Origin of the sequence: Olivibacter sp. LS-1 (genome assembly GCF_008245145.1) — a bacterium.
GTDB classification, from domain to species: Bacteria; Bacteroidota; Bacteroidia; order Sphingobacteriales; family Sphingobacteriaceae; genus Olivibacter; species Olivibacter oleidegradans.
In genome coordinates this window covers 343,143-356,931 of record NZ_CP041643.1, presented here as the reverse complement: position 1 = coordinate 356,931, position 13,789 = coordinate 343,143, and the positions used below count along the sequence as shown (strand labels likewise).

At 41.0% G+C, this 13,789-nt stretch carries 18 protein-coding genes; 6 read left to right on the top strand and 12 right to left on the bottom strand.

Features of this window, described 5'->3' with window-relative positions; translation table 11 throughout:
- Positions 1-8: 8 nt before the first annotated feature.
- The 6 genes from FKG96_RS01510 to FKG96_RS01485 all read right to left on the bottom strand — a co-directional run bounded on the left by FKG96_RS01510 (position 9) and on the right by FKG96_RS01485 (position 3,940).
- Positions 9-1,094 carry a nitronate monooxygenase family protein gene (locus tag FKG96_RS01510; protein WP_149105071.1) on the bottom strand — a complete coding sequence of 362 codons (1,086 nt, stop codon included), beginning with the start codon at positions 1,092-1,094 and terminating at the stop codon, positions 9-11.
- A 13-nt stretch (positions 1,095-1,107) separates the two neighbouring features.
- Positions 1,108-1,488: a nuclear transport factor 2 family protein gene (locus tag FKG96_RS01505; RefSeq protein WP_130854910.1), complete on the bottom strand. Its 381-nt coding sequence runs from the start codon at positions 1,486-1,488 to the stop codon at positions 1,108-1,110.
- A 70-nt stretch (positions 1,489-1,558) separates the two neighbouring features.
- Positions 1,559-2,293, bottom strand: a complete 735-nt coding sequence (locus FKG96_RS01500; protein WP_130854911.1) for an SDR family NAD(P)-dependent oxidoreductase — start codon at positions 2,291-2,293, stop codon at positions 1,559-1,561.
- 4 nt (positions 2,294-2,297) lie between these two features.
- Positions 2,298-2,516, bottom strand: a complete 219-nt coding sequence (locus FKG96_RS01495; RefSeq protein ID WP_130854912.1) for a 4-oxalocrotonate tautomerase family protein — start codon at positions 2,514-2,516, stop codon at positions 2,298-2,300.
- Between the two features lie 16 nt (positions 2,517-2,532).
- A complete protein-coding gene (locus FKG96_RS01490; RefSeq protein ID WP_130854913.1) occupies positions 2,533-3,051 on the bottom strand; it encodes a YceI family protein in 519 nt (172 codons plus the stop codon).
- 316 nt (positions 3,052-3,367) lie between these two features.
- The gene (locus FKG96_RS01485; RefSeq protein WP_130854914.1) at positions 3,368-3,940 is read right to left on the bottom strand and encodes a Crp/Fnr family transcriptional regulator; all 573 of its coding nucleotides are present in this window, start codon (positions 3,938-3,940) and stop codon (positions 3,368-3,370) included.
- A 534-nt stretch (positions 3,941-4,474) separates the two neighbouring features.
- On the opposite strand from FKG96_RS01485, the gene FKG96_RS01480 reads away from it, so the two are divergent.
- The 3 genes from FKG96_RS01480 (at position 4,475) to FKG96_RS01470 (ending at position 6,948) form a co-directional block, all read left to right on the top strand.
- Complete coding sequence (locus tag FKG96_RS01480; protein WP_149105070.1) at positions 4,475-5,050, top strand: Crp/Fnr family transcriptional regulator; 576 nt, start codon at positions 4,475-4,477, stop codon at positions 5,048-5,050.
- 117 nt (positions 5,051-5,167) lie between these two features.
- Positions 5,168-5,866, top strand: a complete 699-nt coding sequence (locus tag FKG96_RS01475) for a type 1 glutamine amidotransferase domain-containing protein (protein ID WP_013664205.1) — start codon at positions 5,168-5,170, stop codon at positions 5,864-5,866.
- A gap of 167 nt (positions 5,867-6,033) precedes the next feature.
- Entirely contained in the window at positions 6,034-6,948 is a 915-nt protein-coding gene (locus FKG96_RS01470; RefSeq protein WP_013664204.1) for a pirin family protein, read from the top strand.
- 44 nt (positions 6,949-6,992) lie between these two features.
- Here FKG96_RS01470 and FKG96_RS01465 read toward each other — a convergent pair whose 3' ends face one another.
- From FKG96_RS01465 to FKG96_RS01455, 3 genes are all read right to left on the bottom strand, one after another.
- A complete protein-coding gene (locus tag FKG96_RS01465; protein ID WP_149105069.1) occupies positions 6,993-8,222 on the bottom strand; it encodes a DNA cytosine methyltransferase in 1,230 nt (409 codons plus the stop codon).
- 151 nt (positions 8,223-8,373) lie between these two features.
- Positions 8,374-8,928 carry an AAA family ATPase gene (locus FKG96_RS01460; RefSeq protein ID WP_149105068.1) on the bottom strand — a complete coding sequence of 185 codons (555 nt, stop codon included), beginning with the start codon at positions 8,926-8,928 and terminating at the stop codon, positions 8,374-8,376.
- 203 nt (positions 8,929-9,131) lie between these two features.
- Entirely contained in the window at positions 9,132-9,923 is a 792-nt protein-coding gene (locus tag FKG96_RS01455; RefSeq protein ID WP_149105067.1) for an alpha/beta hydrolase family protein, read from the bottom strand.
- Between the two features lie 102 nt (positions 9,924-10,025).
- On the opposite strand from FKG96_RS01455, the gene FKG96_RS01450 reads away from it, so the two are divergent.
- Positions 10,026-10,502 carry a helix-turn-helix domain-containing protein gene (locus FKG96_RS01450; protein ID WP_149105066.1) on the top strand — a complete coding sequence of 159 codons (477 nt, stop codon included), beginning with the start codon at positions 10,026-10,028 and terminating at the stop codon, positions 10,500-10,502.
- A 183-nt stretch (positions 10,503-10,685) separates the two neighbouring features.
- A complete protein-coding gene (locus tag FKG96_RS01445) occupies positions 10,686-11,153 on the top strand; it encodes a low affinity iron permease family protein (RefSeq protein WP_013664199.1) in 468 nt (155 codons plus the stop codon).
- 71 nt (positions 11,154-11,224) lie between these two features.
- Here the strand turns inward: FKG96_RS01445 and FKG96_RS01440 are convergent, their stop codons facing one another.
- The 3 genes from FKG96_RS01440 to FKG96_RS01430 form a co-directional block, all read right to left on the bottom strand.
- Positions 11,225-11,452, bottom strand: a complete 228-nt coding sequence (locus FKG96_RS01440; RefSeq protein ID WP_013664198.1) for a hypothetical protein — start codon at positions 11,450-11,452, stop codon at positions 11,225-11,227.
- 269 nt (positions 11,453-11,721) lie between these two features.
- A complete protein-coding gene (locus FKG96_RS01435; RefSeq protein WP_149105065.1) occupies positions 11,722-12,258 on the bottom strand; it encodes a hypothetical protein in 537 nt (178 codons plus the stop codon).
- A 60-nt stretch (positions 12,259-12,318) separates the two neighbouring features.
- A complete protein-coding gene (locus FKG96_RS01430) occupies positions 12,319-13,179 on the bottom strand; it encodes a chromate resistance protein ChrB domain-containing protein (protein WP_149105064.1) in 861 nt (286 codons plus the stop codon).
- Between the two features lie 211 nt (positions 13,180-13,390).
- On the opposite strand from FKG96_RS01430, the gene FKG96_RS01425 reads away from it, so the two are divergent.
- Positions 13,391-13,744: a hypothetical protein gene (locus tag FKG96_RS01425; RefSeq protein WP_013664197.1), complete on the top strand. Its 354-nt coding sequence runs from the start codon at positions 13,391-13,393 to the stop codon at positions 13,742-13,744.
- The last annotated feature ends 45 nt before the right edge of the window (positions 13,745-13,789 follow it).

Here is a 13,789-nt window from a genome sequence, read left to right as displayed (position 1 = left end):
TAATGATGTTAAGCTTTTAGCTGTTTAAGATATGCTGTTGTTTCTTTAACTATTGTTTGCATTAGCTCATTTGCTTTGGTGTGTTTTAAGATAGGAGCTATCTGGCCGCCCCAAAAGAATATCATGTCCCACTTTTCTTGTTCAATTGCGGCTTTCCGGATATGCGACATAAATTGCGTTTGCAACGGAAAGGGCAAAAAATTCATTTCTTGAGGGATTAAGTCCTGAGCGATACGATTAATTAATCCTCGGCCTAATCTTCCGGTAAAAGCTTTCGATAGCATGGTATATCGGGCTGCATCAGAAAACAACATCTGTTTGTGAAAGGTAGTAGCATTCGATTCGTCTGTAGCCAAGAAAGCTGTTCCAATTTGCACCGCATCCGCACCGAGCGTCAACGCTGCTGCAACGCCTTTTGCGTTAGCTATACCACCAGCGGCTATAACTGGTGTTTTTACCTTCTCTTTAATAAGCTGAAGCAATACAAATGTTCCAACGGTGGATTGCTCGGCTGATGCTAGAAACGAAGGCCGATGCCCTCCAGCTTCGAATCCTGACGCGACGATCATATCGACACCGGCGGTTTCTAAAGCGATAGCTTCATCCAGTGTGGTTGCAGTTCCAATTGTCACAATATTTAATTTATGGCATTGTTCCAAAACAGTAGCAGAGGGGATACCGAATATAAAGCTAAATACAGGCGGACGTTGTTGCAAAATTATTTCCACCTGGTTTTCAAAACGAGTTTTGAAGGGCGCTGGTTTCTCTGGCAGGTCTATCCCTAACTCATCAAAATAAGGTTTGAATACTTGCTGCGATTGCTTAAATTGCTCATCTGACACCGTATCATCTACTGCGTCTGTATCAGATACCCACAGGTTGATATTGTATGGCTTATTAGTAGCCGCCTTTATCCGGCGGATCAATTCGTTTATCTCCTGTGGACTTAACGTGTACGCTCCATAACCGCCGAGGCCTCCTGCATTGGATACTGTTGATACCAGTTCTACAGATGACAGCTTGCCGCCAAACGGCCCTTGTAGTATTGGGTATTGTATACCCATAATTTTAGATACTTTTGTTTTATACCACATAACACCATAATTATTATTTGATTACATTGGTTAACATTTTATTCACGATAAGCCACTGCCCGTTAACTCGATGAAAGGACAGAAATTCATCATAATTAAAATCATACATCTTAACGTGTAGCTTGACGACAGCAATAGAGTTAATTATATCGATTGATATAAGGGTTCCTTTAAAAGGTTTCCCAGAGTTTTTAACGCTTTGGCGGTTTTTGACACCATCTAGGTATTGTTCAAGCGTTTTGGCATAAGGTACACCATTTACATCGCCTAATACAAGTGCGTTAGGATGATATACCTTACGCAACCTGTCAACATCACCCTTGTAAATACCTTTAAGGTAAAAATCTTCTAGCGCATAGGTAATTGCCGCTAATTCGTCCCTGTTGTTATCCATTGTGTTTTGATTTTGTACTTCGGGTACTTGAAAGAAATAAGACCAAAAGATAATAAAAATATATTTCCACTTAATTCAAGTGATGGCCAGCGGCCATACCGCCATCTACATTAATGATAGCACCGCTAATGAAATTGCTCTTAGCAACTGTATAAACCATCTCAGCGACATCTTCTACCTCGCCTACACGATTTAGCAGGTGTAAGGTCGCACTTTCATCTGCTTTGTTTCCGTGCATCGGTGTGCGGATAGTACCGGGTGCTATGGTATTCACCCTAATGTTGTTTTTCCCAAACTCAGCTGCAAGCTGTATTGTAAGGGCATGTATTGCTCCTTTGGATGCCATTTGTGCAGAGATGGGCAGCCCGCCAAGTGCATGATTTACTAATGGTGTACCAATGTTGATCACAACGCCGTTGCGTTGTTTAAGCATTTGCGGAATAACCGCTTGGGTTGTAAAGAAAGTCCCTTTTAAATTTGTGTTTAAAAAGCGATCCAAGTACGCCTCGTCTACTTGTAGGAAGGGTTTAGTTTCGAAGATACCAGCATTGTTTATCAATACATCCACTGAACCAAATCTGTCGAGGGCTATAGCAGCGAGTTTTTTCCCTGTTTTTCGATCACTTACATTACCTGCCATCATTGCAAGATTTTCACCTGCACCTAATTCGTGATAAATTTCCCTGAGTTTTTCAGCGGTTGATGAATTGATCACTACATGATCGCCTTTTTCCAAAAAGTGGCGAGCTACTTCTTTACCAATGCCTGAAGAAGCACCAGTTACTATTATTGTTTGCTTTTTCATTTTATTATTTTCTATCGGCAGTAATACCTTTTTCTCTTAAAATTGATACCTGCTCTCCGGCAAATCCCCAGTCATCCAGGTCAATTTCCTGTATCACAACATGAGTTAATTGCGGATCTTTATTCAATATATCTGTTATTAAGGAGGTAATTCCACTAATTAACTTTTGTTTTTGTTCTCTTGTAACTCCTTCGCGAGTAACTTCGATTTTTACGTACGGCATAATTGTAATTTTAACTTTAGGCAACTTTTGCAGTAACCTTTATATTCAGTTCAAACTCGTTGTAGATAAGCGTATCGCCTAGATTCTGAAAGAAATTTCCCGAACGAAATTTCATTCCGTATTTGGTGCGGTCCACTATAATCAAGCCGGTTGCGGTTAATGTATCGCCATTTACATTAACAACCGTATTAAAGCTAATGGGATGGGTAATACCTTTAATAGTTAGGTTTCCCTCAACATGACTGTCCGTAACCGATGTTATGTCTAAAATCGCCTCAGGATATTTTTCGGATGAGAAAAAATCATCAGAAGCTAGGTGACCGAAGAATTGGGCGTTAAGTGTAGGGTCGGTTACATCCAGAATTTTTATAGAATTGGTATCAATGATAAATTTACCGCCAGTAAGTTTACCCTCATTCAATATAATTTCGCCCTCTTTAATAGAAATGGTTCCATTATGTGCGCCCGTTACTTTTTTCCCCACCCAGTCTATGTTGCTTTGTGGTGTTATAACTTTGAATTTCTGAGTTTTCATATTGTTTATGTTTTAAATACAGAACAAATTACGCTAGTATTTTAGAGTCGGAGAGGTGATCTACATCACATTTAAATAAGCCTCAGTTTTATGTGATCTAGATCACTTCCGAACTTCCTCCATCGTAAGTAATCGTTGCTATCGAATGTATTTCGTGTCCGAGGTGGACATCTATAATGAATATCAGGCTCGCCAATTAGGAGGATAGCGTGTTAAGTAATTGCCCACAAGTCGTACGCGGGTTTGTTTGATGATTGCTGGTAGGTAGCTATGGTCTAATTCTTCACAAAGTATAGAGAAATTAGACAACAGCACTTTAGGTATGGTATAGTCGGCTAAGCGTTTCTCTTGAGACTCCCAAGTAAGCTGCAATCAGGTTTTTTGGAACGGTATTATACAGCTCAGGATATAATTTTAAAAGCTCTTCATACCTATACTTTACGTTATTATTCATAAAAGAGAGCAGCCTATTCTGGGTGGCAACATAACCTCTATTCGTTCTCCACCTAAAAAAATGTCCTACTTGATGTAGCTCAGCACATAATTTCTCCCGGTCTTCATCGCTAAGACAAAGCACTTCTGCATCAGTAATGCAATCTACGTTAATGGTAGCGCTAGTTTGGTTATATAGTGCATTGTAATCCGAAGTCCACCAGGTAGGCATGGCAAACTGAAGAATGAACATTTTCAGATCATCGTTTACATAGAACGATTTTAAGCAACCCGAAACCACAAAATATTCACAGTCAACAACATCGCCTTGAGTAATAATAGCCTGTCCTTTTTTAAAGATTAGTTTTTTAAAATGCGAGAAGAAATATTCGAACTGCTCATCTGATAACGCAGCTAACTTAGAGACATGAGCTTTTAAAATTTCTTTAGCTTCCATAAAGGGTTTAACTAATATATTGATAATAGGTGAAAATAAGAATTCTTTTGTCGTTTGCCTCAGGTTTCAGTGTTTATAATACTTAACTGGGTTTGTGTGGCCAGCCTCCAAAGTTAAGTGTCACTTTTCAAATAATGAAGTGTCACATATCCGGATTTAAAAAATTTTTTAGCAACCAGCTTTAAATTGAGGTTTTCCTGGAGGCTGCCGGCATTTAGCAATGAGCGCCCTCTTCCTACAATGACCGGGCGGACAACCAAATTAATTCATCAATAAGCCTGCAGTTATCAACTCCGGAAGTAGGCTAACGGAGTCAACAAGGATTTTTTTACCTGGTTGCTGTTTGAGTTTCAGAAGTTCTTCTCAGGATTGCTACGAACAATTCGCATATATCCAAAACTTTTGTAAAAAATTAATAAATTCGGAGATTGCTGTATAACTGTTTATACTTACCATTGCTTGTTGTTAGGTAACATAGTGCTGTAGGCAATAGCATCATCAAGACTTACCTGTTAATAAGACAAATACATTTGCATGACGCCATACGAAATGCTCCGGCAACATATCCATAAAACTATTCAGTTGAGTGACGAACAGTTTGATTATTTTTTTTCTTTCTTCCAGCCAGTTTCTTTCAAAAAAGGGCAACAACTTATTCATGTGGGAGACGAGGTTGATTGCGAATATTTCGTGTTAAGTGGCTGCTTGAAGACGTTTTTCGTAAATGACGAACAAAAAATGCACATTTTGCAATTTGCCATGCGAACTTGGTGGGCATCCGACTATAAAGCTTTGTACAATAATGAAAGAGCTACTGTAAACGTTGACTGCGTTGCGGATGCAGAAACGCTTTGTCTCCACAGTGAAGAGAGGGAAAAGGCTTGTAAAGAAATTCGCGAAATTGAAACTTTTCTAAGATGGCGTTCCAATAAAGGTTATATCAGTTTGCAAAAAAGAATTTTATCGCTATTAAATAACGATGCCCGTAGTCGGTACGAGGAACTAATGCACCAATATCCTGAATTGTACAATCTTGTTCCGAAACATTTGATCGCAGCATATTTGGGAGTTTCAAGAGAAACGCTCAGCAGACTTTACCATAGTAAATGATGTGACCTAGCTCACTAAAAATAGCGGCTTTCTAAAATGTGATCTATATCACCTAATGATGCTGTTTTTTATCCGCTACTTTGTACTATCATTTTATGACAATAAAAATTAAAAGAAATGGATAAAGTAATTTTTAAAGTACTAATTGTACTTACCTCTCACGATCAACTGGGAGATACCGGTGAAAAAACAGGTTTTTGGGTGGAAGAGTTTGCCGCTCCTTATTACGTTTTGGCCGATGCAGGCGTAGAGGTCACGATCGCATCACCCGAAGGGGGACAACCTCCGATAGATCCTAAAAGTGCACTTCCTGATTTCCAAACGGAAGCCACTAAACGTTTTGATGCAGACAAGGCCCTGCAGGAAAAATTGGCACATAGCATTCCATTAAGTGATGTGAATGAAAAAGATTACGATGCGGTATTCTATCCGGGAGGCCACGGACCGCTTTGGGATTTAACCAACGATGCGCGTTCCATTAAACTGATCGAAGCGTTTTGGAAAGAAGGTAAGCCGGTTGCTGCCGTTTGTCATGCGCCTGGCGTATTACGGTTTGTGAAAGATGCAGAGGGAAATCCCCTGGTAAAAGGAAAAAAAGTTACCGGTTTTTCCAACACTGAAGAAGAAGCGGTTCAATTAACAGATGTTGTTCCTTATTTGGTGGAAGATGAGTTAAAAAAACTTGGTGGAAACTATAGTAAAACGGAGGACTGGAAGAGCTACTCTGTGCAGGATGGGAATCTAATTACCGGACAAAACCCGGCGTCTTCAGAAGAAGCAGCTAAAAAGCTGCTTGATTTACTAAGAAAAAGCTAGCGGATTAATCCCATAACTTTAAGGGTCAGGAGGAAAGTTCTGACCCCTAAAAGCCATCACATGGCTACTAATGGATTTTACCTCCTTTAATAGCATTTTCTTATCCTATGTTATTTTGTGCTTTCGTTAATGTCCTTAACTTTACGTCTCACTAGTTGTAATGTCATATGCTTGATATCATTATAGAATCCAGACAGGCCGAAATTGCTCCCGGTTTTGCCGTTAAACGTATTCTTCCCTATCAACTTCGCAGAATGGTTGGGCCGTTTATTTTTATGGATCATGGCGGACCGGTAAATATTCCGGCAGCGACGGTCAATAAACTGGATGTGTTGCCGCATCCGCATATTGGTTTATCTACGGTAAGTTATTTGTTCAGCGGCAATGTAACCCACCGAGATAGTCTTGGCGTAGAACAAGTGATAAAACCGGGCGAAGTAAATTGGATGACTGCCGGAAAAGGCATTGCCCATAGCGAACGTTTCGAAGATCCCGCAATGCTGAACGGAGGCGAACTGGAAATGATACAGACATGGGTAGCACTTCCCGAGAAGGATGAAGAAAGCAATCCTACCTTTGACAACTATAAGCCCGAACAATTGCCCGTATTTACTGATACAGGTATTTGGATGCGTTTGATTGCAGGCGATGCATACGGATTGAAAAGTAATGTCAAAACGCACTCACCCTTGTTCTATGTGCACGTTATACTGGATCAGGGCGTCCGTTTTGGCCTGCCTACCGGGCATAGCGAAAGAGGCGCTTACATTGTTAGGGGCAGTGTCGAAGTAAATGGAGTAATCTATACCGCCGGAAAACTCATGGTATTTACTAAGGGTGTTGATCCGGTGATTATTGCCAAAGAACATACTACGTTGATGATGCTTGGCGGTGAACACTTAGGTGATCGGTATATCTGGTGGAATTTTGTTTCCAGTAGAAAAGAAAGGATTGAACAGGCCAAAGAAGACTGGAAACAAGGGCGTATCGATTTGCCACCCATGGATAATGAAGAGTATGTGCCCCTACCTGAAAGTAAAGGTAAACCCGCAGGAGGCCCTCCACCCAATGCACTTTCCTAATTCTGATGATTATTAATAGTTGAAAGGAGGTTAAAATTCACATTTTATTGCAAATTTAATTGTTCCAGCAATTTCTCAGCTGTGGCCTGAATTGCGGGCACGGCAACTGAGTTTCCGAATTGCCTATAAGCCTGCACATCGGATACGCAGATTCTGTACGTGTCCGGAAAACCCTGCAAACGAGCCCACTCGCGAGGAGTCATTTTCCGGATTCCCTCTCGGTTCACTTCTCCTTTTATTTTTGTAACCGGTGTGAAATTCGTTAGTCTATTATCGATTATTAAATTTCGTTCCCTTCCCATGCCTCCACAAACAACCGCATTGGCAATGCCATCATTTGGTATGATTTCAAATCCGAAGCCATTACCCTTACTTTCATGCCTGGCTTTATGTTCTTTTAACGTCTTTAAGTATTGCGTTGACAAGTAATATTTCACGGAGACTTCCTCTTCTTCAAAAATATCCTCGATGGCTACCGGTTCATCCAAGGGTTCAGGATATTCAAAGCGATCTATCCCCAAATCTTTGCGGTAACCCACAATAAAAATGCGTTCCCTGTTCTGTGGCACTCCGAAATTTTTGGCATTGACGATCTCCGGATCCGGAACAAAATAGTTTAGGTCATTCCGCAACACGTTCAATATCGTAGTTAAAGTGCGCCCCTTATCGTGATTTCTAAGCCCTTTTACATTTTCCAAAAAGAAGGCCTTCGGCTGATGTCGCTTGATAATCTCCGCAACATCAAAAAAAAGCGTTCCACGCGTATCTTCAAAACCACCTCTTTTTCCGGCAATGGAGAAAGCCTGGCAAGGAAATCCTGCACATAAAACATCAAATTGCTTTGGGATAAAGGCTTTTGTTGATTCTTTGGTGATATCTCCAAAAGGCACTTCCGCAAAGTTAGCTTCATAGGTACTTTTGGCACTCTCGTTCCACTCGCTGGTGAACACGCATTTTCCTCCAAGATTCTGACAAGCCAATCGAAATCCTCCAATCCCCGCAAAAAGATCTATAAATGTGAATTTTGGCCTGTCAGGAGAGGGGAAAGGAATATCCCACTTGATCGACTTAAGGTGCTGCATGGATATATCTCCGAATTCGGGGACATTCCGTTGAAGTTCTTCGTAAAAACTGTGCGCATATTGCTCATATGTCGCGCTCGATTCTAGATCCTGATTTTGCAAATAGTGGGTTAGGGTGGCAACATTGTCTGCGGAGCCATTTAATCTGTTAACACGCAAATGTTTCCTTATATCAGAATAGCGTAGTTTCATAAAATTTACGTGAGCACAAGTTTACAAATTTCTTTGTTGAAAGACCTCTCCTTGTGGAAAAGATATGTAAGAGAATGTATCGTGCGGCAATGATTCCAAATGTAACAAACTATCGATAAGCGTATTTGAAACGCTGTTCGTACATGGACGGTTACATCAAGTGGATAAGTAAAGAAGATTTTTCTTCAATCTCAGCTTTTATTCTCGCAACACTTTGTTCGATGGATAGATCTGTTGTATCAATGACATTTGATTCATAGTGCTCTAAGTTGTTAAATTGCTCCCACATCTTTTCCACCAACTCCGTGTTCGTCTCCTCGTCTAATTTGGAACGATTGATTGCCCGTTTCATCGTTTCTTCTTTTGTCGCTCTTAGAATAATGTAATGTACTTCATAATTATCCTGTACCGCTTGTAACCACGGGCCTAAGAACCACGGGCCAACAATCCCATCAATAACTACATCAAATCCACCACGTGCAAAACGTTTTGCAGCTTCCAAAAAGGCTTCAATAACAATTAAGTTCTGTTCCTGTGATTCCGGTAGAAATGGCGGTATTGCCCCCTTGCAGATATAGTGATAGAAGTCATCGGTATGCAGGTGTACCGACTTTGATAAAGTAGATTCCTTAGCCACTATGGATGCCGTTGTACTTTTACCTGTTCCCGGCGAACCGGTAATTATGATCATTCTACCTTGTTTCATCGCTATTCTCCCGAATTAAAATGTAAGCTTCTTTCTGCGATCAAATATATTGATATCTTGATGATTTTACCTATTTACAAGCTCCCTTCTCCGGCTAGAAATCTTTCATCAAACCTTATACAACGTCAAGCTTTCACTGTCGCCTTTCAGTCAACTGGCCGTCCTTTGGATTGGTACCCCTACACCCCTGTCGTCAACGTTAGCTAATTGATCAATCCCTCAAAAACGTCGGCCAATTCGTTTGGAGCGGTAATCATCGCGTCATGGCCGGTGCGAAGTTCAATATGTTGCCAACTCAGGTTTTTGTCTGCCTGAACCTTATCGCTCATTTCTTTCATTATAGGCAGTTGTGGGCGGGTACATGCGATATAGACTAGCGGTAGGCCATTCCCATATTTATGCTTTAGTTTCAGTGGTTGAGCAAACGTATTAAAAGGTTGAGGCGTCAATCTTTTCTTAACCGAAGTAGCCACAACAGCATCGGTAACACCAAATAATGCCACATCAAAAGGTTCGAAGTTCTCCTTCCTCTTGATGTTTTTTAATTGTAGTTGCTGCACACCGTCGGGCTGTAGAGAAATAGCGCTTTGTCCATTTTCAACAATCATCGCATCAAGAAAAATCAATTTCGATAATCGTTCCGGAATACGGTCGGCAACGCCCGCAATAACAGCACCGGCATAACTATGTCCAACCAGGTAAACATCGTGCAAATCTTCCATTTCTATCAGATGGACAATATCGTCAATATGCGTATCCAGGTTTACCTTTTCGCTAACCAAATGTTTACGTTCACCAAGTCCGGTAAGTGTTGGTGTAAAAACTTTGTAGCCCTTGTCGATAAAGTTTTGCTTTACGTCCGACCAACACCATCCGCCATGCCAAGCGCCGTGAACGAGTACAAATACCGGGTTATTTTTGGGAGCTTTTGCCGTCGCAAAGATCTGGACGCTTACCAATAATAGTAGTAATACTACGCTTTTAAACTGTTTCATTCTAAAATATTTTGTTTCTTAACTGCCTTATGAAACCTCCTTTTTTTTTTACCTTTTGTGTTAGCGGTACTACCGCGGAGGTTTCATTTTTAATAAATTTGTATGATTAAACGAAGACTACAAAAGTATGGTGAGGTGTTAGGCAACACAATAACTCATCCCAAAGTGAGTAAAGATTATCAAGATTACACTATGGCAACCCCCCGGAAAGAACTATCGACCAACAGCGAAAATCGGCAGACATTAGCAGAAGCCTGCGACGTAAATGACGTATTGGCCAGTATTTCACTGCGATGGAAAATGCAATTATTATATTGTATCAATGAAGGTATCGCTCAGTTCACCGCGTTGAAAAAAAACTTCCCCACGCTTTCCGATCAGATCTTAGGCAAAAGGCTTAAAGAATTAAAAGAAGAATCACTCATCACTGCTAGCGATATTCCGGATACCACACCGCCACAGATTCGCTACACAACGACTGAAAAGGGGAGAGAACTCTTAGCCATCATTTTGGATTTACATCATTGGGGATTGAAATGGAAAACCGTGGGCAATAATTATTGTACAGCTAATGGCTAACAATTTGTCGTTGCCAACACAAAGATAACTTCGAGAAAATCAATAAACTGCGTGGCACTAGGTTTATGAAATAAAAAAAGCTTCAACTAAACGATGCATTTGATTGTTCCAGTAGAAAACAACTAGATATAGTAGATGTCAAGAACATCAAAAATGCAAGGGATAGGAACAACATAGAAGAATATGAGTAAGTTTAGTGAAAAGTTTGAAGCGGCGGCAAATAAAATTACCCAGTGGACGGGATCTTCCTGGGCATTCGGGATCGCTTTAGGATTTATTGTTGGGTGGGCTGCGTCGGGTCCTGTTTTTGGATTTTCAGATACCTGGCAGCTAGTCATAAACACCAGCACCACCATCATTACTTTTTTAATGGTTTTTCTTATACAGAAAACCCAGAATAAAGATTCAAAAGCTACTCAATTAAAACTGAACGAGCTGGTAGCGGCTAGTCGCAAAGCAAGTAACCGGCTTGTAGATATTGAGGATCTGAGCGAGGAAGAACTTGATACATTGCATAAGTATTACCAGATCATTTCCGATAGAGCCGAAAATGAAAAAGATATCCATAAGTCCCATTCAATCGAATCTGCGCAACGGCTGCACCAGTATAAGATGACAAAAAAGAATACAGAACCCGAAAACGGTGAATAAAAAATTGCAACAGATATCGCTGCTTTATTTTCCACTCCGGCTTTACTCGTAATGTGATTGAACCTGACCGTTTAGCCTATACGATCTTCAATTAGCTTTCCAATGGTGTCTTGATTCAGCATAGTTTCTGTAGTCGTCGCGCCTTCTGAAGTTTTCATGAACCAATTACCGTCAGTATCTTTGTTTATTACATATGACCTATCGCCAATGTCTTCCGTTAAGATGAACGTATTCTCTTCGCCGGACGGCTTAACATTAAAGTCGCCTAAGCCCGGTATTGTTAAAGTGAATGTTTTCATAATCGATGTTTTCTGAATAAACAATTCAGATAACCGCTTGTGTGGTAAAGGGCAATAAAATGTATGGAATAAATATACGCTATAAGGCAACTGAAATTTCATTTCATTCGTGTTGGATGTAAAGTTGCGGTGGTGAGAAACTCAAGGTGGTCAAACTGGTAGTCAAATTAATGTATTAGCCGATAGACAAAGAGAAGTTAGCTTAATAAAGTTAAAAAGATCAAAATTACTATTTCTAAAAATTCTAGAAGGCATATAGCAGTTGCTGTTTAAAAGATGAACCCGAACTGAAAAGCGGCAGTCACGGAGGCGGTATGTTCATTGCCGAAACGGATCGGGACCGGAACTGCCAGAAATAGATTTCCCGAATGCCCCTTGGTGATGACCTTGCTCAGAACCGGTGTGAAGCCGAACCTGCCCGACGTCTCAAAGGCGGCCCTTCCGATAAAGGTAAAGCCCTTGCCCAGCGGAAAAAGCGCGCCGGGATGAAACAGGAAATTACTCATCCTGCTCTTTCCGTGCTGTACGCTGATATAAGGCACCATCTCCAAGGAAAAGCCTAGATGCCCATCCCTGCGGATGTTTATGCCGGTTGGCATGCCTACTACATATCGATCTTTAAAATTTGGTGTGAAATCGCCCGATGCATAAGTCACAATCGGATGCACAACGCCGACATAGGCAGTCACCTTTACCGGTGCATCAATCTCCTGTGATGCTGCGCCGACTGAATATGCCAGAAGCAGTGTAACCGATACAGTGGTCTTATAGAAGAGGGTATAAGATTTTTCTTTTAGGTACTTCATCGATCTTGCTAACATTTATGCAAGAATAATGAACAGGGCCATCGAAAAATAGAACATTATCTACCCTTTTGTATATCCTTTACCTTTGATTATTTTTTTTCGATACACCGAGGGATTGGAGCCCATGTGTTTATTAAAAATCCGGGTAAAATGGCTCTGGTCCGAAAAGCCGGTCAAGTAAGCAATCTCCGTAAGATTAAGTGACGGATCGGCCATCAATTCGATTGCTTTCTCGATACGCTTTTTACGGATATATTCACCGAAATTAACGTTATCAAAATATTTTGAAAACTCTCTGGAGAGGTAAGTAGGACTGAGTTCAAGTTCATCGGAAAGCTGATGAAGGGTCAGGTTCATGTTGGTGTCCACCTGATCCTGGATCAGCTCCCTGAGAGTAACCACCCATTCCGGCATCTGCTCTTTGCGTCGTTGTTTCAGGTACCGTTGGTAGATTTGCAGAAGTAGTTGTTCCACCGGACTATCACCTCCATGCCGTTGCCTGAAAAGATGCTGTGCCCAGCTGTAAAGACCATCGTAGATAATCATTCCCAGCTCTAACAGTTCACGGTCGTCCTTTATATTATAAACCAATCCGGCAAAAATCGCTTCCAGGCCTGCAGCCTGTGGCGCAAAATCATGCCGGTCAGTATCTGCACCACGGACTATTTTGGCGATCCTGTCGAGCGCAGGATTTTTCAGCTCATATTTTTTGATGAAATAATCGAAAGTGCATTTATCCTCATAATGGCTATATTCAACACCAGGTATATCAAAGGGTGTGGCACCTATCTGTTCCGCCACCCGGATCACATCTTCGGCCGGGACAAAAACAATCTCCGCACCGGTGTCGATAAACCGCTTTATCAGCCAGGGGCAGGCTATTCTATCGATCTTGGGCCGTTCTCTTGTAATCCATTTCATTGAATGATTTGTAGGCTAAGTATGGCTAATATCCATAAAATTAGTTACACTAACAATTTCGATCCGAAAGCCGTTGAAAAGTTTGCAATCAATTAATAACCATTAAATAGATGACAATAATAAAAAAATTACCTTTTTAATTTCAGATAGGGTTGCTTAGGTTATTACTTAGCTTTACTTTTGCTGCGTGAAAAGGTTTTTTCTCTATATAATGCTTATACTATTGATAAGCGAGGCAACCTCACTCTATCAACTGGCAAAGCTGCCAAGTTTATACAGGCATTTTATAGAACATAAAACGCTTTCACCAACGGTTAGTTTTACCGAGTACCTTTCAATGCACTATTGGGGGCAAGACCTTAACGACGATGATGACGAAAAGGATATGCAACTGCCGTTTAAAAAGTTCGATATCCATACTCCCGTTTTCCTTTTCGTAGCATTCGATAAATCATTTGCTATCAAGCCCGAATACTGGCCGATTAATCTCGACTTTGCACGGGATCGGCTTGTTGTATACTTCAGCCCCGAACAGAACTCGCTCTTTCGCCCTCCCAGAGTGTAAATACATTTAATCATGACATGCAGGGAATGTTCCCTGCAAAAGCGC